Below are 18596 nucleotides of genomic sequence, written 5' to 3'. Positions count from 1 at the left end.
TGAAGATCCGGCGGAATGCCGTCTGTGCAGGATAGCCCGTAGCACCTTGGTGCGAAAGGCGGGACTCGAACCCGCACGCCTTGCGGCACTGGAACCTAAATCCAGGGCGTCTGCCAATTCCGCCACTTTCGCAAGCGGCTATTGTAACGCGCAAGCGGGGCATTGCACCGCAAATGGGTGATGTTTTCCGCGTTGCGCGGTCACCGCTTCTCCAGCAAGACCAGTACCGCCCCGGTGCCGCCTTGTGCCGCCGGTGGCGAATGGAACGCCAGGATATCGGCGCGTTGGCGCAAAATGCGATCCACCAGATTTTTCAGTACCGGCAGGCGTGCTTCTGAATTGCGGCCCTTGCCGTGGATGATGCGCACGCAGCCCACGCCGTGTTGCTGGCAATCACGCAAAAACGCCCGCAGCACTTGCTCGGCGGTGTGTGCGGGCAGGCCATGCAGATCAAGTTCTTCTTGCGCCGAGTATTGCCCGCGCGCAAGGTTTTTCAGAAGTTGCGGGGCGATATCGTCGCGCCGGTAGCGCAATACATCGCCGGTTTCCAAAGTGGACAGCAACACCCTTCGGAAGTCGTCACGGGCGGCGGCCTCGTCGCGTTTGGCCATCGCTGCCGCGGGTTTGGGCTTGGGGCCGGCAGGTGCCGGCTGTGCTTCGGGTAGCGCGCGCACGTGCCCGCGGTCGGCACCAATGACCGCGCGGAACAAGGTGGCATCGTCACGTTCGTCAACGGGGGCGGGGGCTTTGCGCATTCTGCAACAGGGTACCGCGAAGCGGCGATGGCATCTTGTATCATGGCCGCATGCAGACAGTGTTGATGACGTGATGCGGGTATTGGTCAGCAATGATGATGGCGTTGACGCACCGGGCATCCACGCATTGGCGCGTGGCTTGCGCGAGGCTGGGCACGATGTCTTGGTGGTCGCCCCCGACCGCGATCGCAGTGGTGCCAGTAATTCGTTGACGTTGGATGCGCCGATCCGGGTGGTGCAGTTGGATGCCTGCACGTGGAAGGTCTATGGCACCCCGACCGACTGCGTACACGTAGCGGTCAGCGGCATGTTGGATGGGTTGGGCCTGTCGCCGGATATCGTGGTGTCGGGGATCAATAATGTCGCCAATTTGGGCGATGACGTGATTTATTCGGGCACGGTGGCGGCGGCGATGGAAGGGCGTTTTCTGGGCCTACCGTCGGTGGCGGTGTCCTTGGTCAGTGAAGGCCATCAAGGCCGTCATTACGAAAGTGCAGCACGCGCAGCGGTGGAAATCATCGCGCGTCTGCGCAGTGACCCGCTGCCGGCGTCCACCATCCTCAATGTGAACGTGCCGGATCTGCCGTGGGCACGCATTCGCGGATTTGAAACCAGCCGCTTAGGCCAGCGCCATCGCGCCGAACCCTGCCAGCCGCAGCAAGATCCGCGCGGTCGCCAGTGGTGGTGGATTGGTGCCGCCGGCGACGAACAAGACGCCGGGCCGGGAACCGATTTCCACGCCGTGCGCAGTGGCCATATCGCGATCACGCCGATCCATGTGGACCTGACCCGTTATCAAGCGCTGGAGCAGGTTGCCGGCTGGGTTGGTGGGTTGTCGGCGTCGCTGGGAGGGTCGCCGTGACCGCACGTCTGCGTTTGCAACCGGCCGATGTGGGCGTGGGGTTGACCGGCCAGCGCGTGCGCGATCGCTTGATCGAGGATTTGCGCAAGAGCGGCATTACCGATGAGCACGTGCTCAATGCCATCCGCACCGTGCCCCGGCATCAATTTGTGGATGAAGTGCTGGCCTCACGCGCGTACGAAAACAATGCGTTGCCGATTGGGTTTGGGCAAACCATTTCGCAACCGTTTGTAGTTGCCAAAATGACCGAAGCCCTGCTGCGCTGCGCGCCAACGCGGGTGCTGGAAGTGGGCACAGGCTCTGGCTACCAAGCTGCCGTGTTGGCGGCGCTGGGCTTGCAGGTGTACACCGTCGAGCGCATCGGCGAATTGTTGCGCACGGCGCGCAAACGCTTGCGTGGGTTGGGCTTGCATGTGCGCAGCAAGCATGACGATGGTCGCATTGGTTGGCCGCAAGAAGCGCCGTTCGACGCCATCATCGTGACCGCAGCCGGGCCTGCGCTGGTGGATGCGCTGATCGCGCAATTGGCCGTGGGCGGCATCTTGGTGGCACCCGTGGGGCCCAGTGCCAGTCAGTCGCTGCTATGCCTGCACAAGCAGGCCGATGGCTGCATCGTGCAAGAAGATTTGGGTACGGTGGTGTTTGTGCCCTTGTTGTCAGGGATGACCGATTGATGAAATTGTTTGGGCCCATTTATCAGCGCGCGTTGTTGTGGTCGCGCCATCCCAAAGCACCCTCGCTACTGGCGGGTCTGAGCTTCGTTGAGGCCATCGTGTTTCCGGTCATGCCGGAGGTGATGCTGGGGCCGATGTGTTTGGCGCAACCCAAGCGTGGGTTTCGTTTTGCCAGCATCAGTCTGCTGTTTTCGCTGTTGGGTGCGGTGGTGGGCTATTTGCTGGGCCATTACGCTTATGAGTTGGTCAAGCCGGCAATGGCGGCATTGGGTTGGCTGGACAAAATTGACGCGCAAGTGGCGCACCTGCGCGACGTGGTGGCGCAATCTCCATGGAAGGCGTTCTGGTTGTTGGTGCTGGGCGGGTTTGCGCCCATTCCGATGAAGGTATTCACTTGGGCCAGCGGCATTGTGGGCGTGCCGATGCTGCCGTTTTTGCTGAGCATGGGGATTGGACGCGGCAAGCGGGTGTATTTGCTGGCGCTGGCCATCCGGCTGGGCGGCGAGCGTGCCGAGAAGGCGCTGCAGCGGTGGATCGAGCACATCGGCTGGGGCGCATTGGTGGCCATGCTGGGCTTGCTTGCGTGGTTTTTGTTGCGTGGAGCTGGGCCATGATGACGACGATGCATCCTTATCGTGTTGTGCTGCTAGCCGCAGCCAGTTTGGGTTTACTGGCCTGCGGGCATAGTCGGGTGGTGCGACAGGCACCGCCACCGCAAGCTGTACGTCCCGCCGCGGCGCAGGCGGCACCGGAACGAGTATCACAGCCAAAATACGGGGCCACGGCCGTGGTACGTCCGGGGCAAACGGTGTATCGCATCGCCACCGAAAACGGCATCACTGCGCTGGACTTGGCGTTGTGGAATGACATTCCGCCGCCCTATACCATCCATCCGGGGCAAACCCTGCGTTTGTATCCGCGCGATGGACATGCGCCGGCATCTCGCCCGCAAGTAAAACCACCGGCGACAGCAAGCACCGCGACCATGTCAGCCTCCCCGGCTGCATCTGCGGCGGCAAAACCTGTCATCGCAGGAGCTGGCAATGCCACGAGCCCTGCTGCCACTGCCGCGCCCACCGCCAAGCCGGCGGTGGTGCCTACCAACAGCAATCTGGAATGGCGCTGGCCCGCCGATGGTGCGGTGATTTCGGGGTTCGCAGCGGGTGATCCCACCCGGCAAGGAGTGGATATTGCAGGCAAGGCCGGGCAACCGGTGCGCGCGGCTGCCGACGGGGTGGTGGTGTATTCGGGATCGGGCTTGGTGGGCTATGGCGAGCTGGTTATCGTCAAGCACAATGACCAGTGGCTATCGGCGTACGGCCACAACCGTGCCCGCATGGTCAACGAAGGTGCCCTGGTCAAGGCCGGCCAGCAGATCGCGGAAATGGGCCGCAGTGGCGCATCCCGCGACATGCTGCATTTTGAAATTCGCTACAACGGCAAACCGGTGGATCCGCAAGAGTACTTGCCGAAGAAGTAATCCTGCGCGGTGGTGGGGTGAGGTCAGTGCACCGACTTGAGAGTCAGTTCCAGCTCGTCCTTGCCATTTTTACGTTGCAAGATGCGCGCCGGTGTGGGCAGACCATCCACCACCCAGACGATCAATTGTTTGTTGTCATCGTTGCGTGCCACTTTGGTCGCGGCACGCGGTTGCCCGTCAACGGTGACGGTGTCCTTGCCCAAGTTCTGGTAGGTCTGTGGGCTGGCGATGCCGTTGTCCACCATGCGGTAGTGCAGCGGCTTGCCGGCCGCCACATCGCGCACGATGGCAAGGTTCAATAACATGCCGTCAAGATCGCCTTCTTGCAGTTTGACCGGGCCTGCGCGATCGGCATTGACGTCACCACTCCAACGCGCTTCGCGTTTTGACCAATCGTAGGTGGCGTTTTTCTGTATTTTTTTGAACAACAATTGCGTCGTGTCCACGCCCGACAACGGGCGCAAGGTATCGCCTTGCTCGTCGAAAATGGTGACTTGGCTGCTGCTGCCCAAGCTGTTGTTGACGCTTAATTCGTAATTCCAGCGGTTGCCGGGGGCTTGGCTGAGGCTGATCCGCGCATTTGCCGAAATGCCCTTCCAGCTGGCGGTGTAGTCGGCCACAAACGGTTTGGCCGCCAACGCCGGCGCGGTGGCAATGAGCAAAGACAAAGCTAGGGCGGTACGCAGTGCTTTCATCGGCAAGACTCGCGGGCGACGGCCAAGGCCATCAGGGTGAGGGCAACTGTAGCGGCAAGGGTGTAAACAGGCGCTGACCATCCCACCACACACGGCCGTCCGCCGCATGGATATGGCCAGCGGCGATCTGTTGCAAGACATGCACATACAGCGGGTGCTCACAGGCCAGCACACGCGCGGCTAAGGTGTCTGCGTTGTCGTTGTCCAACACTGGCACCGTCACTTGCGCAAGCACCGCGCCGCCATCCAACTCGGCATTGACCAGATGCACGCTGGCACCATGCTTGGTATCGCCGGCGTCCAGTGCGCGTTGGTGGGTGTGCAACCCCTTGTGCTTTGGCAATAACGAGGGGTGGATATTGAGGATACGGTCCGGAAAGCGGGCGATGAAGGCCGCGCTGAGGATGCGCATATAACCGGCGCAGACAACCCAGTCCGGCGCGCTGGCTTCCACCGCGTCGGCCAGTGCGGCGTCAAATGCCGCGCGGTCGACAAACTGTTGGGGTTTGCGCGACCACCGCAGCCGATCCGGAACCCGGGTCAAGGCCGCTGCATTGGGTTTGTCCGAAAACACCCCGACCACCTGCGCATCCAGTGCGCCGGCGGCAATCGCATCAAGAATGGCCTGCACATTGCTGCCACGACCCGATGCAAGAATGGCAAGGCGGATCGTCATCAAACAATCCGCAGGCGCTCGCCATCGCGGGCCGGTGTGACCTGGCCGATCTGCCAATGCGCCAAGCCCATGCGGTCGAGGTCGGCGGAAATCGCGGCGGCCGCCGCAGGGTCAACCATCAACACATATCCGATCCCGCAGTTGAAGGTGCGCCACATTTCCTCGCGTGCCACGCCACCGGCGCGTTGCAGCCAGTCGAACACGGCTGGCTGCGGCCAGCTGGATGTGTCGATATCCAAGCCCAGGGGGGCCGGCACCACGCGGATAATCTTTTCCACCAGCGCGCCGCCGGTGACGTGCGCCATCGCGTGGATTTCATGCTTGGCCAGCAGCTCCAGCACCGGCTTGACGTAGATGCGAGTGGGTGCCATCAGTGCATCGGCCAGCGTCACCCCGCCAAGATCCAGATCCAGCGGGTTGCCAGCGCGCTGCAAAATTTTTCGCACCAGCGAATAACCATTGGAATGCGGGCCGCTGGACGCAATCCCGATCAGCACATCGCCGGCGCGCAGCTTGGACGAGTCGATGAGTTTGGATTTTTCCACCGCGCCGACGGTGAAACCGGCAAGGTCATACTCGCCCGGCGGGTACATGTCGGGCATTTCGGCGGTTTCGCCGCCAATCAGCGCGCAGCCGGCAATTTCGCAGCCCTTGGCAATGCCGCCGACCACGTTCACCGTGGTCTCGACGTCGAGCTTGCCGGTGGCGAAATAGTCGAGGAAGAACAGCGGCTCGGCGCCCTGCACCAGCACGTCGTTCACGCACATCGCCACCAAATCCTGGCCGATGCTGTCGTGGCGGTTCAGTTGCTTGGCCAAAATCAACTTGGTGCCCACCCCGTCGGTGCCAGACACCAGCACCGGTTCTTGATAGCGGCCGGAGAGGTCGAACAGGCCGCCGAACAAGCCTACGCCGCCCAGCACTTCTGGCCGCAGCGTGCGTCGCACCAAGGGTTTGATGCGTTCAACAACTTCGTTGCCGGCATCGATATCAACGCCGGCATCGCGGTAGGTCAGGCCGGGGGAAGCGGTGGATTGGGTGGTCACGGCACACTCGAACAGGCACGGGAACCGCCAATTTTAACAGCCAAGGCGGCAAGCCATGGACGTGCCGGCTCGCCTGCGGCACCATTTCCCATCGGTAACAGAGATTTCCGGCAAGGAATGACGATGCAAGCAGGGCAGCGACAGATGGCACGCGGGTGGTGGGGGCTGCTGATGGCAGGGCTCATGCTACTGACCGGAAATGCACTGGCACAACGGGTGGAGGGCGATCGCGCGGCGGCCCAGGGGGCGTATCAGGCCGAGGTTGCCGTGCGCAATCAGACCGATGGCGAGCGCGAAAAAGCGTTTTCGCGGGCATTGCTGCAAGTCTTGGGCAATGTCACCGGGGATCGCGGCGCGGCTGCGCGCGGCGGCGTGCGTGAGGAATTGGCCAAGGCCAAAAATTATGTGGATGGCTACGACTATCGCCAGGACGAAGGCGTATCGGCTACCGGCGCACCCAGTTTTCAGACCACATTGGTGGTGCGTTTCAGGCAAGCAGATGTGGATGATTTGGTTGCCATGCTGGGCTTGCCCAGTTGGCCACTGCCGCACCCCAAGCCGGTGCTGTGGTTGGGGATCGATGATGGCAGCGGGCCGCGATTGGTCGGCCTGGGGCAAGTGAATGCTGCCCGTTCGGTGCTGGATCAGGCCAAGGCACGCGGGTTTGCATTGGGAATGCCGGCCGGTAATGCCGCCGAGATGGCCGCCATTGGTGCCATTTGGCGCGGCGATACCGCTGCCGTGGCCGCCCTGTCCAAACGCTACAGTCCACCCATGCAGCTGCTTGGCAAGCTGCGGCGCAGTGGTGCCGGTTGGATTGCGGATTGGACATTCGTGGATAACGGCAAGGTGCTGGCGACATGGCAAAGCAATAATCCCGATGCCCGCCGCGCCATGGCCGGCGGTGCTGATGGGGCCGCCGATGCGCTATTCAAGCGCTATGCACGCGCAGGCAGTGGTGGCAGCCCGGGGGTGTATCGGGTGCGTGTGTTGGGTATTCATGGGGCTGATGATTACTTGCGGCTGGCAGGTTATCTGGATGGTGTGTCGATCGTGCGCAAGATCGTGCCGGTCAGTGCCAGCCCCGACACCTTGGAGCTGGATGTGGAGTTGACCACCGGGGTTGCTAGCTTCAGCAAATATGTCGATCGCGGCAGCGTGCTGGCATCGGTACCTGACACCGGCACGGATAGCAACAGCAACGCAGCGACAGCCACCACCTTCCGCTTAGGGGGTAGTTGACATGTATCGTGAAGATGACCTGGCCACGATCGCCGCATTTTATCGCCGCGTGCAGTGGGCTGCGCTGGGTGTCGGCGTGTTGTGGGTGGTGTGGCTATTGGCGCCCATCCTGAGCCCCTTCGTGTTTGCCGCATTGCTGGGCTGGCTGGGGGATCCAATGGTGGATCGGCTGGAGGCGCGCAAGATTCGCCGCAATACCGCGGTGATATTGGTGTTTGCGGTGATGGTGCTATTGCTGATTATCGTGGCCATTTTGCTGATCCCGGTATTGGAAGATCAGGTGCTGACCTTGGTCAACTCGCTACCAAAATACCGCGACTGGCTAGTGCAAACGGCGCTGCCATGGGTCGAACATCGCACCGGCATGCAAATCTTGACGTGGCTGGACCCCGAGCGCTTATTTGCCCTGTTGCAACAGCACTGGCAAAGCGCAGGTGGGGCTGTGGCTGATGTGTTGGGCTACGTTTCGCGTTCCGGGTTTGCGCTGATCGGCTGGGTGGCCAATATCGCATTGCTGCCGGTGTTGACCTTCTTTTTCTTGCGCGATTGGGATTTGATCGTGGGCCGCATCGGCGCATTGGTGCCACGGGATCATTCCGACACCGTGCGTCGGCTGGCGCTGGAGTCCAACGAAGTGCTGGGCGGGTTCATTCGCGGGCAATTATTAGTGATGCTGATACTGGGCGTCCTGTATGCAATTGGGTTGTGGTGGGTGGGCCTGGATCTGGGCATCTTGATTGGTTTGGTGGCCGGCCTGCTGACGTTTGTGCCGTATTTGGGCCCCACATCGATCGTGGTGTTCGGTGGCACCGCCGCGCTGGTGCAATACGGCGATTGGCAGCATCTTGCTGGTGTGGCGATGGTGTTTGGCATCGGTCAAATCATCGAAAGTTTTGTGCTGACCCCCATGCTGGTGGGGGATCGCATCGGCCTGCACCCGATGGCGGTGATTTTTGCGGTGATGGCTGGTGGCACCTTGTTCGGCTTTCTCGGTATGTTGCTGGCATTGCCGGTGGCGGCGGTGGTCAATGTGTTGTTGCGTTATGCGCAAGAGCGCTATCGCCAAAGCCGCTTGTATGCCGGGGATACTCCGGCAATTTTGCTGGATACCTCGCTGCTGGCAGAGCAAGGCATTGCTAGCGACGACAACGCAGCGGGCTGAGATGGCGCATCTGGTGCCACAACTGCCATTGGCGTTGCGTTATCCCCCCGAACAACGGTTGGATACCTACCAGCAAGCCCCCGCAGGTTTGCTGCAACAGTTGCAAGCACTGACCGACGGACACGCTGACGCCGTGGCTGGCGAAACAATGTTTTTGCACGGCGGACAAAGCTCCGGCAAAACCCATTTGTTGGTGGCCGCTTGTGCCGCTGCCGGCACGGCGGGTGATAAACCGGCATACCTGCCATTGCGACGGCTACGGGGCCGGCTGGCAGGCGCTTGCGACGGTTTGGAAACGGCGGCGCTGGTCGCGGTGGACGATGTGGATGCGATTGCCGGCCAGCGCGAAGATGAAGTTGCGCTGTTCCATTTGCATAATCGGTTGCGTGATGGCGGCCGTGTGCTGCTGTACGCCGCCAGCATGCCGCCGGATGCAATGCCGCTGGTTTTGCCGGATCTACGCTCGCGCTTGGCGCAATGCAGCCGTTGGCAGTTGCCGCAATTGGATGATGCGGGGCGTGCCGACCTTCTGCGCCAGCGCGCCGCTGCCCGTGGGCTGGAGTTTGATGACAGCGCGTTGGAATGGTTGTTGCGGCGCTTCAGCCGCAACCTTGGCAACTTGAGCGAATTATTTGAGCGTATCGACCATGCTGCATTGGCCGCGCAACGCCGGCTGACGGTGCCATTTCTGCGCCAAGTACTCGGTGCGGACCATCGTTAGGCATGCAGGGCGGCGTTCAACTGCTGCAGGCGTTCGGGTGTGCCCACATCGGTCCAGCTGCCGCGATGGTGGGTGCCGGTTACTGCGTGGTTCGCCATTGCAGCACGCAGTAACGGCGCAAGTTTGAAACGCGGTGGTTGCGCTTGCGCGCCATCGGTGTTGCCGATCACCGTGCGCCATGGCATCAGCATTGCAGGCCGATAAACCCCAATCCCTGTGAAGGTGAGCTTGGTTTCGCCATCGGAATGCACGTTGCCGTCTGCGGTCAGTGCAAAATCCCCGCGCGGGTTGTGTGCGGGGTTGTCCACCAACAGTAGATGCGCCTGCCCCAACGGTTCGCGCGGTAACGCGGCAAGGTCGGCATCGCACCAAATATCGCCATTGATAGCGAAAAATGGCGCGTCCCCCAGCAACGGCAGGGCATGCCACATGCCGCCGCCGGTTTCCAACGGGGTGTCGCCTTCAAACGAATAAGCAAGGCGCAGCCCCCATTGCCCGCCATCGCCCAATGTGGCTGGAAATTGCGCAGCCAGCCACGAGGTATTGATGACTACATCGGTCACCCCCAGTGCGGCTAATTTTTGCAAATGCCAAACGATCAGCGGCTTGCCGCCGACAGCAAGCAATGGCTTGGGAGTGTGGTCGGTGAGCGGGCGCATGCGCTCGCCTAGGCCGGCGGCAAAGATCAGCGCTTTCATGCAGTCATCCGGATAAAAGCGGGTTTGAGTGTGCGCTCCAGCAAGATATGCAGCGGGTCGAGGGCGCGATATTTGGGTACCACGGCATCCAGATAGGCGAAGAAGCGCGGGGCGTCCGCCAGATAGCGCGGCTTGCCATCCCGGTGCTGCAAGCGCGCAAAAATGCCTAGAATTTTGAGGTGCCGCTGCACCCCACACCAGTCGGCATCGCGCTGAAATTTGGCCAGCCCCGGCACCGGCAAACCCGCGCGGATGGCGCGTGCGTGGTAGTGGGCCAGCCAAGCACTCACGCACGGTTCTGGCCAACTCAAAAATGCATCGCGCAACAGACTGACCGGGTCATAGGCGATCGGGCCTTGCACCAAATCTTGAAAGTCCAGCACGGCTGGGCCGTCGGTTACCGGCATCAAATTGCGCAGCATGAAATCGCGGTGCGTGGGTACACGGGCCTGTGCCAGTGCGTTGTCCAGCAAGCGACGTTGCACCAATTGCAAGCGTTCGGCATCGGCGCAATCCAAGCTGATGCCCAAGTGTTTGCCGATAAACCAATCTTCAAACAGGCCGGCATCACGCTGTAATAAGGCTTCGCCAAACGCCGGCACATCGGCCGGCAAGGTGATGGATTGCAGACGGATCAGCTGGGTAATGGCGGCATCGATGTGGGCGTCGGCATTGTTGGCATCAATCACCTGTGCCACGGTGGGGCCGCCGAGGTCTTCCAGCAGTAAAAACCCTTGGTCGATATTGCGGGCCAAGACTTGCGGCACGCGCACGCCGCCGGTTTCGAGTAGATCGCGCATCCGCAACCACGGGCGCACGTCTTCTTGGTCAGGCGGGGAATCCATCACGATGCGCGAAGGGGTGCTGCCTTGTGTGCGCCAATAGCTGCGAAAGCCGGCATCGGTGGAGGCGCGCTGCAAGCCAAGAGTGGCATGGCCAAGCGTAGCGCGTGCCCAATGCAAACGAAGACTGCTGCGGGCGTCGGTTGTGGGGATGCTCATGTGCAAAGGGTAAACTGTGCCGATGATTCCAGCGAGGCAGGCATGACCAAACTGCAACCCGTATTGTTATCCGGTGGCTCTGGCACACGGCTGTGGCCGCTCTCGCGTGAGGCCTACCCCAAGCAATTTTTGCCCTTGATAGGCACCGACACCATGCTGCAAGCCACATGGCAGCGCGTGCAGGCGTTGGCCGAAGCCGCCCCGATTGTGGTGGCGGGCGAGGAGCATCGGTTCTTGGTGGCCGAGCAACTGCGCCAAATCGGTGCGCCCACGCCGGCGATCGTGCTGGAACCAATGGGCCGCAATACCGCACCCGCGATTGCCGCCGCCGCGATGCAGGCGATGGTGGATGGTGAGGATCCGCTGTTGCTGGTGTTGCCATCGGATCATGTGGTGCGCGATGCCGCGGCGTTTCGCGCGGCCGTGCAGGCGGCGCTGCCGGCCGCAGACGCCGGCAAGCTGGTGACCTTTGGGATCGTGCCGAGCGCGCCAGAAACCGGGTTTGGCTATATCCAGTCGGATGCGGGTGCCGGTGTGCGCAAGGTGCTGCGTTTTGTGGAAAAACCCGATGCTGCCACCGCACAAACGTATTTGGACGCCGGCGGATATGCCTGGAATAGCGGCATGTTTTTGCTGCGTGCATCGCGCTATCTGGAAGAGTTGACGCGCTTTCGCCCCGACATCGTGACGGCGGTGCGCAAGGCATTTGACGCGGCGGCGCGCGATGGGGATTTCATCCGCCTGGAGAAAACCGCATTTGCAAACTGCCCATCTGATTCCATCGACTATGCGGTGATGGAAAACACCGATGCCGCCTGCGTGCTGCCGGTGGATATTGGCTGGAACGATGTGGGCTCGTGGTCGGCGCTATGGGATGTGAGTGCACAAGACGACAACGGCAACGCCCATCACGGCGATGTGATTTCCATTGATAGCCGCAACAGTTACGCCTACGCGCGCCGCTTGGTGGCCTTGGTAGGTGTGGAAGATTTGGTGGTGGTGGAAACCGACGATGCGGTGCTGGTGGCGCGCAAGGACAAGGTGCAACAGGTCAAGGATGTGGTGACGCAGCTGAAGGCGCAGCAGCGCACGCAAGCGGCATTGCATCGCGAGGTGCATCGTCCGTGGGGCAGTTATGACTCCATCGACATGGCCGATGGGTTTCAAGTCAAACGCATCAAGGTCAAACCCGGCGCACGCCTGTCGCTGCAATCGCATACTCGGCGCGCTGAACACTGGGTGGTGGTGCGCGGCACCGCGCGGGTAACGCGGGATAACGATGTATTCGAGTTGTTTGCCAACCAGAGCGCCTACATTCCGATTGGTGCCAAGCATCGTTTGGAAAACCCCGGCAAAGACATGCTGGAGTTGATCGAAGTGCAGTCCGGCGATTATCTGGGCGAAGACGACATCGTGCGCTATGAGGATGTGTACGGGCGCAGCTGAGACGAGCCCTCTCCCGTAGGGCGGGAGAGGGTATTGGTAAGCGGGATGAGCCTCAACCCAAGCTTGCCAACCATGCGTCGTCGCTGCCTTCGTTTAGATGTGCAAACAACGGCGACGAAAAATAGCGCTCGCCGGTATCGGGCAACATCGCCAGCAACACGCTGCCTTCTGGCGCGGTTTCTGCAATCTTCAGTGCCGTGGCCGTGGTGGCACCGGCAGAGATGCCCACAAAAATGCCTTCTTCGGCGGCCAGGCGGCGCGCGGTGGTAAAGGCATCGTCGTCACTGATGGTGCGTAGTTCGTCATACGCATTGCGGTTGATGACAGCGGGCACGAAGTCCGGAGTCCAACCTTGGATTTTGTGCGGCTTCCATTCTTCGCCTTTCAGCAGGGCCGCGCCGGCAGGCTCGGTACCCACGATGCGGATATCCGGACGCGCCACTTTCAACACTTCGCCCACGCCGGTAAGGGTACCGCCGCTGCCCCAGCCGCTGACAAAATAGTCCAGCCGCTTACCAGCAAAATCACGCAGGATTTCTGCGGCAGTCGTTTGACGATGAAAGGCGGGGTTGGCCGGATTGGTGAATTGGCTAGCCCAGAACCAACCGTGTTTTTCGGCAAGTTCTTTGGCCTTTTCCACCATGCCGGTGCCGCGTGCAGCGGCAGGTGTCAGGATGACGTTGGCACCGTACGCGCGCATGGCTTTGCGGCGTTCGATCGAAAAGGTTTCGGTCATCACCGCCACAAATTTGTAGCCGCGTGCGGCGGCCAGCATCGCCAAGGCGATCCCGGTATTGCCGGATGTGGCCTCCACAATGGTATCGCCGGGCTTGAGCACGCCACGCTTCTCCGCATCCAAAATGATGCCCAATGCCAGCCGATCTTTGACCGAGCCGCCGGGGTTGAAGGATTCCGCCTTCACATACACGGTGGTGCCGATGGGGGCGATACGGTTGAGTTTGAAGACGGGGGTGTTGCCGACGGCGTCGGCGATGCTGTTGTAGATGGCCATGATGGCGGTGTCCTTGTCGTGAAGAAATATTGGCGTGGTAGCTCAGGCGGCGTGGGCAAGCGTGGGGGTGCGACATCGCGCATCGTCTGCGCTCAGCGGCGGTGTCCCAAACCAATGCAGCGGTTTGGCCAGCGCCGCCACTTCCCCCACGATCAACAGTGCCGGGGCTTGCACCGCATGCGCGGCGGCAAGATCGGGCAGGGCATCCAGCTGGCCGGTGATGACCCGTTGGGTGCTGCGGCTACCGTTTTCGATAATGGCAAAGGGTGTGCTGGCGGCGCGGCCATGCGCGATCAATCGTTCACGCAGGTGTGCAAGCCCGCCCACGCCCATGTAGAAGGCCAGTGTTTGCTGCGGTTGCGCGAGTGCGGCCCAGTCGTGTTCGGCGGTGCCAGACTTGGATTGCACGGTGAGGATGCGCAGTGATTGCGCATGCTCACGGTGGGTCAGTGGAATGCCCGCGTACGCCGCGCAAGCCACTGCGGCGGTGATGCCGGGTACCACTTCATAGTCAATGCCGTGCGCGCGCAGGGCTTGCAGTTCTTCGCCACCGCGGCCAAATACAAACGGGTCGCCGCCTTTCAGCCGCACCACACGTTTGCCGGCGGTAGCTAATTCAATCATCAGTGCGTGGATACGGGCTTGGGTGGCGTCGTGATTGCCACCGATGCGTTTGCCCACTTCTATCCGTTCGGCATCGCGACGTGCCAATGCCAGCACGTCCGCGCTGACCAAGCGGTCATGCAGGATGACATCGGCTTCATTCAACACACGCAGCGCGCGCAAGGTCAGCAGCCCCGGGTCGCCGGGGCCTGCGCCCACCAGCGCCACGCTGCCACGTGCAGCGCCGATTTGCGCAGAGAGCTCGGCTTCTACTGCATGCCGTGCAGCAGCGGAGTGGCCGCGCCGCAGCAGTGTTTGCGCGGGCCCGGCCAGCACCCGACTGAAAAACGCACGGCGGATTGCAAGATCCGGCAAGCGACTGCGGATGCGGCTGCGTAATTCGGCGAGCAATTGCGCCAATGCGCCGACGGCATCATCAAACTGGGTTTCCAATTGCTCACGCAGGTGACGCGCCAACATGGGCGATGCACCGCCGCTGGAAATCGCAATTTGCAACGGCCCGCGTTGCACCCGCGCCGGCAGTTGCGCGCTGGCTAACTCAGCATCGTCCACCACATTGGCCCAAATCTGTCTGGCGTGCGCGGCATCGGCCACGGCGCGATTCAAGCCGGCATCGTCGGTTGCGGCGATCACCAGCCAAGTATCTTCCAATTGTGATGCTGCAAACGTGGAGCCCACATGGGTGATGCGCTTGGCCGCAGCCAATGCCAACAGGGCAGGTTCCAGTGCCGAGGCAATCACGCGCACGTCAGCATTGGCCTCCAAGAGTGAGGCGATTTTGCGTGCTGCCACAGTGCCGCCACCGATGACCAGGACGCGGCGACCGCGTAGGTCGAGAAACAACGGGAACAGGCAGGGAGAGGCGACGGTTTGCATCCCATCACGCTAGGCCTGTTGGCGGGGAGATGGAAATAGCTGGCCGATTTTTACATATGCTCTAATGGCATAAGGCTTGTCTGGAAAAGCTTCCAGACTCCGATATACTTCATCGCTATATCCGCATACAGCGATAAAACAGAGCCGTGCCATGACCCTGACCCAACTGCGCTACCTCGTTGCCATCGCCGATTCCAATTTCAATATCACCCAAGCGGCCGAGCGCGTGCACGCCACCCAGCCGGGCTTGTCCAAGCAGCTCAAACAGCTGGAAGACGAACTGGGCTTCCAACTCTTTTTGCGTAAAGGCCGCAGCTTGGAAGGTGTGGCCCCGGCCGGCATCAAGATTATTGAAAGTGCGCGTAAAATTTTGGCCGAAGCCGCCAATATCCGCAGCTATGCCGCCAACGAACGTGGCGAATTCCGTGGCCGGCTGTTGTTGGCCACCACCCATACCCAGGCGCGTTATGTGTTGCCAAAGGTGATTGCCGATGTTACCCGCCGCTATCCGCAAGTCAGCGTGGACCTGTTTGCTGCGGGCGATGCGGAAGTGCTGGATAAACTGGACGAGGCCGATTTTGGTTTGATCAGCACCGCAGGTAGCGTGCCGCTGGTCAATGGCATGGCGGTGCCGTTATTCCGTTGGCGGCGTGTGTTGCTGGTGCAAAAAACACACCCATTGGCCACCCAAAAGCGCGTGCCTACCTTGCTGGAGCTGGCCCGCTACCCGTTGATTTCGTATGAGTCTTCCACCTTGCCGGAGTCCTCTTTGCAGCGCGCGTTTACCGCAGCAGGGGTGCAGCCACAAATTGCGATGACTGCGCGTGATGCCAATTTGATCAAGGCCTATGTGCGCACCGGTTTGGGTGCGGGCTTGTTGGCGGAGATGGCGGTAGGTGGGCGTGAAGATGAAGACCTGCGCGTGATCGACGCACCGGTAGAGCTGCCGGAGTGCATCACCTGGGCGGTGGTGCCACGCGGCCGCGTGCTGCGTGAGTACGCCTTGGAACTGTTGCATGGCTTGGTGCCACAAATCGATCGCCACGACTTGCGCCGCATCTTGGAAGGCAACCAAACCCCCAATTGGCCAGAATTGCCGCGCTGGCAGGCGGAAAGCCTTTAAGTGCTCGCCGGGGACACACACCCGGCACGCGTTGCGCCCTCACAAATCAAAATGCAGCCCGCATTCGCGGCGTAGGCCGAAGAAGCGGGTGCTGGAGGCGTCCATGCCCGGTTGCAATGGGCGTGTGGTGTGCACGTCGCCTACCGAGACGTAGCCTTGCTGTAGCAAGGGGTGCTCGGGGAGATCGTGCATGAGGAAGTAGGCGCCGATATCAATATCCGACCAGTCAGCAATTGGGTGGAATTTGAAGCGACTATCTTTGATGTCAAGGATGGCGATGCCTTTGCGCGTGGAGGATTGCTCGCGGCGCAGGCCTGCATGCCAGCAGCGCACGTGCAAGTCTTGCAAGGCGCGTTGCATCGGTTCCACTTTGCGCAGTTGGTTGTAGCGGGCGATGCCGTCGCTGCCGGCGTCCCAGAGTTTGCCAAGGCGGGCTTCCATCCAGGTACTACTCAGCTGCGCTTGATAGACCTGCAAATTCAGGCCCAGCAGGTCAGTGAGTTGGTCGGCATAGCGGTAGGTTTCCGGAAACAAATAGCCGGTATCCACCATGATCACGGGAATGTTGGGCGCAGTCGTCGCAAAGAGATGCAGCGAGACCGCTGACTGCACGCCGAAGCTGGTGGACAGTGCATGCGTGCCGGGCAGGTGCTCCAGTGCCCACGCAATACGCTGCTGCGCATTGAGCCCCGATAGCAGTTGATTGAGTTCAGCAAGGGCATTGGCCGGCAACGTGGCAGGGTTCAATGCATGCGAGGAAGGGCGTGCAACGGCAGATAACGCGCTCACAAACCCTCCTGTGCGTCCACGCGGACATGAGTGGGATACGTGGGAAGCGCAACAACGCCAACGCGATGCAGGAAGTCGCCGAAGTACTCGTCGGCGGCGCGTTCTGCGGCATAGCGTGCCAGTAGCGGGTCGAGGGCTTCGACGATCTGTGCTTCGGTAATGTTGTCGCGGTACAAGGTGTTGAGACGGGTGCCGCGATGGTCGCCGCCCAGCATCAAGCTATAGCGGCCGGGGGCTTTGCCCACCAGCGCAATTTCGGCCAAGTACGGGCGTGAGCAGCCATTGGGGCAGCCGGAAATGCGCAGCACGATGGGTGTATCGCGCAGGCCGTGCTTCACCAATAGTGGTTCCATCACCGTGAGGAAGGTGGGCAGGTAGCGTTCGGCTTCGGCCATTGCCAGTGCGCAAGTGGGCAGCGCCACGCAGGCCATGGCGCTGCGCGCCAGCGCGGTAGGTGCGTTGTTTTCACGGTCCAATGCGTACTGCTGAACCAAGGCGTCGATGGTTGCGCGCTGGGTGGCCGGCACGCCGGCAATAATCACGTTTTGGTTGCAGGTCATGCGAAATTGCCCGGTATGCACCTTGGCGATTTCACGTAGGCCGGTGAGCAGCGGACGGCCGTCTTCAAAGTCGGCAATGCGCCCCGACGGCAGCGACAGCGTGAGGTGCCACAGACCGTCTTCGCCTTCCAGCCAACCAAAGCGATCACCGTTGTGGTCGAAGTGATACGGGCGCGCGGCTTGCAGGGTAAAGCCGGCGCGCGCTTGCATCATCGCCACGATCTTGTCGCTGCCGTGGTCGTCGATGGTGTATTTGAAGCGCGCGTGCTTGCGATCTTCGCGGTCACCCAAATCCCGTTGCACGGTGATCGCCGCTTCCGCGATGGCAAACACTTGTTCAGGTGTGACGAAGCCAATCACATTGGCCACGCGCGGGTAGTGTGCGGCGATGCCGTGGCTGGCGCCCATGCTGCCGCCAATGGCGACATTGAAGCCGCTCAAGTTGCCGGCCGCATCGACGATGGCGATCAGGCCCAAGTCATTGGCGAACACGTCCACATCGTTCAGCGGTGGCACCGCGATCGCGATTTTGAATTTGCGTGGCAGGTAGGCATCGCCGTAGATCGGTTCGTGCTCGACGCCGCTTTCCGCAACCTTGTCCTCGTCCAACCAGATTTCGTAATACGCACGCGTGGCGGGTTTGAAGTACGCAGACAACCGCTGCGCCCAGTCGTGCACCTGTGCATGCAATGCCGATTGCTGCGGGTTGCTGGAGGCCAGCACGTTGCGATTGACATCGCCGCAGGCGGAAATGGTGTCCATCGCGGCCGCATTGATCGCGGCCATGGTGGTCTTCAAATCCCGTTTGATGACACCGTGGATCTGGAAGGTCTGGCGGGTGGTGACGCGCAGCGAATGGTTGGCATACGTTGTGGCGATCGCGTCCAGCCCCAGCCATTGCTGCGGAGTGAACACGCCGCCCGGCGCACGGATGCGGATCATGAATTGATGCGCGGGCTCCAACTTTTGCCGACGACGTTCATCGCGCAGGTCGCGGTCGTCTTGCTGGTAGCTGCCATGAAATTTGATGGTGCGCTGGTCTTCAAAACTCAGCGAGCCGGTGCTGGCATCGTGCAAGCCCTCGGCCATGCCGCCACGCAGGTGGCGACTTTCGCGTTTGATTTTTTCAACGGAAGGATGACTCATGGCGTTGT

At 61.3% G+C, this 18596-nt stretch carries 19 protein-coding genes and 1 tRNA gene; 9 read left to right on the top strand and 11 right to left on the bottom strand.

Translation table 11 applies throughout. The annotated features are described in order from the left end of the window. Positions 1-47: 47 nt before the first annotated feature. Together PK789_RS04585 and PK789_RS04580 are read right to left on the bottom strand one after the other, a co-directional pair. Positions 48-132 (bottom strand) — tRNA-Leu (locus PK789_RS04585). A gap of 68 nt (positions 133-200) precedes the next feature. Then, entirely contained in the window at positions 201-755 is a 555-nt protein-coding gene (locus tag PK789_RS04580; protein WP_324307335.1) for a Smr/MutS family protein, read from the bottom strand. 73 nt (positions 756-828) lie between these two features. Here PK789_RS04580 and surE point away from each other — a divergent pair, with 73 nt between their 5' ends. Genes surE through PK789_RS04560 form a run of 4 tightly spaced genes read left to right on the top strand, consistent with a single transcriptional unit; the run spans position 829 to position 3771 of the window. After that, positions 829-1617, top strand: a complete 789-nt coding sequence (surE, locus tag PK789_RS04575) for a 5'/3'-nucleotidase SurE (protein WP_324307333.1) — start codon at positions 829-831, stop codon at positions 1615-1617. Continuing rightward, positions 1614-2291, top strand: a complete 678-nt coding sequence (locus tag PK789_RS04570) for a protein-L-isoaspartate(D-aspartate) O-methyltransferase (RefSeq protein ID WP_324307331.1) — start codon at positions 1614-1616, stop codon at positions 2289-2291. Before surE ends, PK789_RS04570 begins: the two co-directional genes overlap by 4 nt. Beyond that, positions 2291-2905, top strand: coding sequence for a YqaA family protein (locus PK789_RS04565; protein ID WP_324307330.1), 615 nt, complete (start codon positions 2291-2293; stop codon positions 2903-2905). The genes PK789_RS04570 and PK789_RS04565 overlap by 1 nt, the downstream gene beginning before the upstream one ends. Next, positions 2902-3771, top strand: a complete 870-nt coding sequence (locus tag PK789_RS04560) for a peptidoglycan DD-metalloendopeptidase family protein (RefSeq protein ID WP_324307329.1) — start codon at positions 2902-2904, stop codon at positions 3769-3771. Before PK789_RS04565 ends, PK789_RS04560 begins: the two co-directional genes overlap by 4 nt. A 23-nt stretch (positions 3772-3794) precedes the next feature. Here PK789_RS04560 and PK789_RS04555 read toward each other — a convergent pair whose 3' ends face one another. From PK789_RS04555 to purM, 3 genes are read right to left on the bottom strand one after another with little or no spacing between them, the layout of a single operon-like run. Then, the gene (locus PK789_RS04555) at positions 3795-4466 is read right to left on the bottom strand and encodes a DUF3108 domain-containing protein (protein ID WP_324307328.1); all 672 of its coding nucleotides are present in this window, start codon (positions 4464-4466) and stop codon (positions 3795-3797) included. Between the two features lie 31 nt (positions 4467-4497). Beyond that, positions 4498-5142: a phosphoribosylglycinamide formyltransferase gene (gene purN / locus PK789_RS04550; protein WP_324307327.1), complete on the bottom strand. Its 645-nt coding sequence runs from the start codon at positions 5140-5142 to the stop codon at positions 4498-4500. Continuing rightward, positions 5142-6188, bottom strand: a complete 1047-nt coding sequence (gene purM / locus PK789_RS04545) for a phosphoribosylformylglycinamidine cyclo-ligase (protein ID WP_324307325.1) — start codon at positions 6186-6188, stop codon at positions 5142-5144. Before purM ends, purN begins: the two co-directional genes overlap by 1 nt. A gap of 183 nt (positions 6189-6371) precedes the next feature. On the opposite strand from purM, the gene PK789_RS04540 reads away from it, so the two are divergent. The 3 genes from PK789_RS04540 to hda are packed head-to-tail and all read left to right on the top strand — an operon-like array spanning position 6372 to position 9313. Then, positions 6372-7430 (top strand): DUF2066 domain-containing protein, encoded by a 1059-nt coding sequence (locus tag PK789_RS04540; protein WP_324307323.1) that lies wholly within the window; start codon positions 6372-6374, stop codon positions 7428-7430. Between the two features lies 1 nt (position 7431). Continuing rightward, positions 7432-8592, top strand: coding sequence for an AI-2E family transporter (locus PK789_RS04535; protein WP_324307321.1), 1161 nt, complete (start codon positions 7432-7434; stop codon positions 8590-8592). 1 nt (position 8593) lies between these two features. After that, on the top strand, positions 8594-9313 hold the full coding sequence (hda, locus tag PK789_RS04530; protein WP_324307320.1) for a DnaA regulatory inactivator Hda: 720 nt from the start codon (positions 8594-8596) through the stop codon (positions 9311-9313). Here the strand turns inward: hda and murU are convergent. Together murU and PK789_RS04520 are read right to left on the bottom strand one after the other, a co-directional pair. Beyond that, complete coding sequence (murU, locus tag PK789_RS04525; protein WP_324307319.1) at positions 9310-10011, bottom strand: N-acetylmuramate alpha-1-phosphate uridylyltransferase MurU; 702 nt, start codon at positions 10009-10011, stop codon at positions 9310-9312. The two genes, hda and murU, sit on opposite strands and share 4 nt — an antisense overlap. Next, complete coding sequence (locus PK789_RS04520; RefSeq protein WP_324307318.1) at positions 10008-11012, bottom strand: aminoglycoside phosphotransferase family protein; 1005 nt, start codon at positions 11010-11012, stop codon at positions 10008-10010. Before PK789_RS04520 ends, murU begins: the two co-directional genes overlap by 4 nt. 42 nt (positions 11013-11054) lie before the next feature. On the opposite strand from PK789_RS04520, the gene PK789_RS04515 reads away from it, so the two are divergent. Continuing rightward, on the top strand, positions 11055-12458 hold the full coding sequence (locus PK789_RS04515) for a mannose-1-phosphate guanylyltransferase/mannose-6-phosphate isomerase (protein ID WP_324307317.1): 1404 nt from the start codon (positions 11055-11057) through the stop codon (positions 12456-12458). Positions 12459-12510: 52 nt separating this feature from the next. Here PK789_RS04515 and cysK read toward each other — a convergent pair whose 3' ends face one another. Together cysK and cysG are read right to left on the bottom strand one after the other, a co-directional pair. Next, on the bottom strand, positions 12511-13470 hold the full coding sequence (gene cysK / locus PK789_RS04510) for a cysteine synthase A (RefSeq protein WP_324307315.1): 960 nt from the start codon (positions 13468-13470) through the stop codon (positions 12511-12513). A gap of 42 nt (positions 13471-13512) precedes the next feature. Beyond that, complete coding sequence (gene cysG / locus PK789_RS04505) at positions 13513-14970, bottom strand: siroheme synthase CysG (RefSeq protein WP_324307313.1); 1458 nt, start codon at positions 14968-14970, stop codon at positions 13513-13515. 151 nt (positions 14971-15121) lie between these two features. Here cysG and PK789_RS04500 point away from each other — a divergent pair, with 151 nt between their 5' ends. Continuing rightward, positions 15122-16093 (top strand): LysR substrate-binding domain-containing protein, encoded by a 972-nt coding sequence (locus PK789_RS04500; protein ID WP_324307311.1) that lies wholly within the window; start codon positions 15122-15124, stop codon positions 16091-16093. Between the two features lie 39 nt (positions 16094-16132). On the opposite strand, the gene PK789_RS04495 is transcribed toward PK789_RS04500, so the two are convergent. Next, positions 16133-16840 carry a phosphoadenylyl-sulfate reductase gene (locus tag PK789_RS04495; protein ID WP_324307350.1) on the bottom strand — a complete coding sequence of 236 codons (708 nt, stop codon included), beginning with the start codon at positions 16838-16840 and terminating at the stop codon, positions 16133-16135. Between the two features lie 38 nt (positions 16841-16878). Continuing rightward, complete coding sequence (cysI, locus tag PK789_RS04490; RefSeq protein WP_324307309.1) at positions 16879-18588, bottom strand: assimilatory sulfite reductase (NADPH) hemoprotein subunit; 1710 nt, start codon at positions 18586-18588, stop codon at positions 16879-16881. Positions 18589-18596: the final 8 nt, after the last annotated feature.

The organism is Thermomonas sp., from assembly GCF_035369645.1.
Taxonomy (GTDB): Bacteria; Pseudomonadota; Gammaproteobacteria; order Xanthomonadales; family Xanthomonadaceae; genus Thermomonas.
The sequence above is the reverse complement of the archived record's forward strand: the minus strand, read 5'-3'. Positions and strand labels throughout refer to the sequence as shown.

Bases quoted from the DNA above. Each gene is read 5' to 3' on its own strand.
- PK789_RS04500 (WP_324307311.1), top strand. From the start codon at position 15,122: ATGACCCTGACCCAACTGCGCTACCTCGTTGCCATCGCCGATTCCAAT.
- PK789_RS04555 (WP_324307328.1), bottom strand. From the start codon at position 4,466: ATGAAAGCACTGCGTACCGCCCTAGCTTTGTCTTTGCTCATTGCCACC.
- PK789_RS04560 (WP_324307329.1), top strand. From the start codon at position 2,902: ATGATGACGACGATGCATCCTTATCGTGTTGTGCTGCTAGCCGCAGCC.
- surE (WP_324307333.1), top strand. From the start codon at position 829: ATGCGGGTATTGGTCAGCAATGATGATGGCGTTGACGCACCGGGCATC.
- PK789_RS04565 (WP_324307330.1), top strand. From the start codon at position 2,291: ATGAAATTGTTTGGGCCCATTTATCAGCGCGCGTTGTTGTGGTCGCGC.
- PK789_RS04520 (WP_324307318.1), bottom strand. From the start codon at position 11,012: ATGAGCATCCCCACAACCGACGCCCGCAGCAGTCTTCGTTTGCATTGG.
- PK789_RS04540 (WP_324307323.1), top strand. From the start codon at position 6,372: ATGCTACTGACCGGAAATGCACTGGCACAACGGGTGGAGGGCGATCGC.
- cysI (WP_324307309.1), bottom strand. From the start codon at position 18,588: ATGAGTCATCCTTCCGTTGAAAAAATCAAACGCGAAAGTCGCCACCTG.
- cysG (WP_324307313.1), bottom strand. From the start codon at position 14,970: ATGCAAACCGTCGCCTCTCCCTGCCTGTTCCCGTTGTTTCTCGACCTA.
- cysK (WP_324307315.1), bottom strand. From the start codon at position 13,470: ATGGCCATCTACAACAGCATCGCCGACGCCGTCGGCAACACCCCCGTC.
- hda (WP_324307320.1), top strand. From the start codon at position 8,594: ATGGCGCATCTGGTGCCACAACTGCCATTGGCGTTGCGTTATCCCCCC.
- PK789_RS04580 (WP_324307335.1), bottom strand. From the start codon at position 755: ATGCGCAAAGCCCCCGCCCCCGTTGACGAACGTGACGATGCCACCTTG.
- purN (WP_324307327.1), bottom strand. From the start codon at position 5,142: ATGACGATCCGCCTTGCCATTCTTGCATCGGGTCGTGGCAGCAATGTG.
- PK789_RS04535 (WP_324307321.1), top strand. From the start codon at position 7,432: ATGTATCGTGAAGATGACCTGGCCACGATCGCCGCATTTTATCGCCGC.
- murU (WP_324307319.1), bottom strand. From the start codon at position 10,011: ATGAAAGCGCTGATCTTTGCCGCCGGCCTAGGCGAGCGCATGCGCCCG.
- PK789_RS04515 (WP_324307317.1), top strand. From the start codon at position 11,055: ATGACCAAACTGCAACCCGTATTGTTATCCGGTGGCTCTGGCACACGG.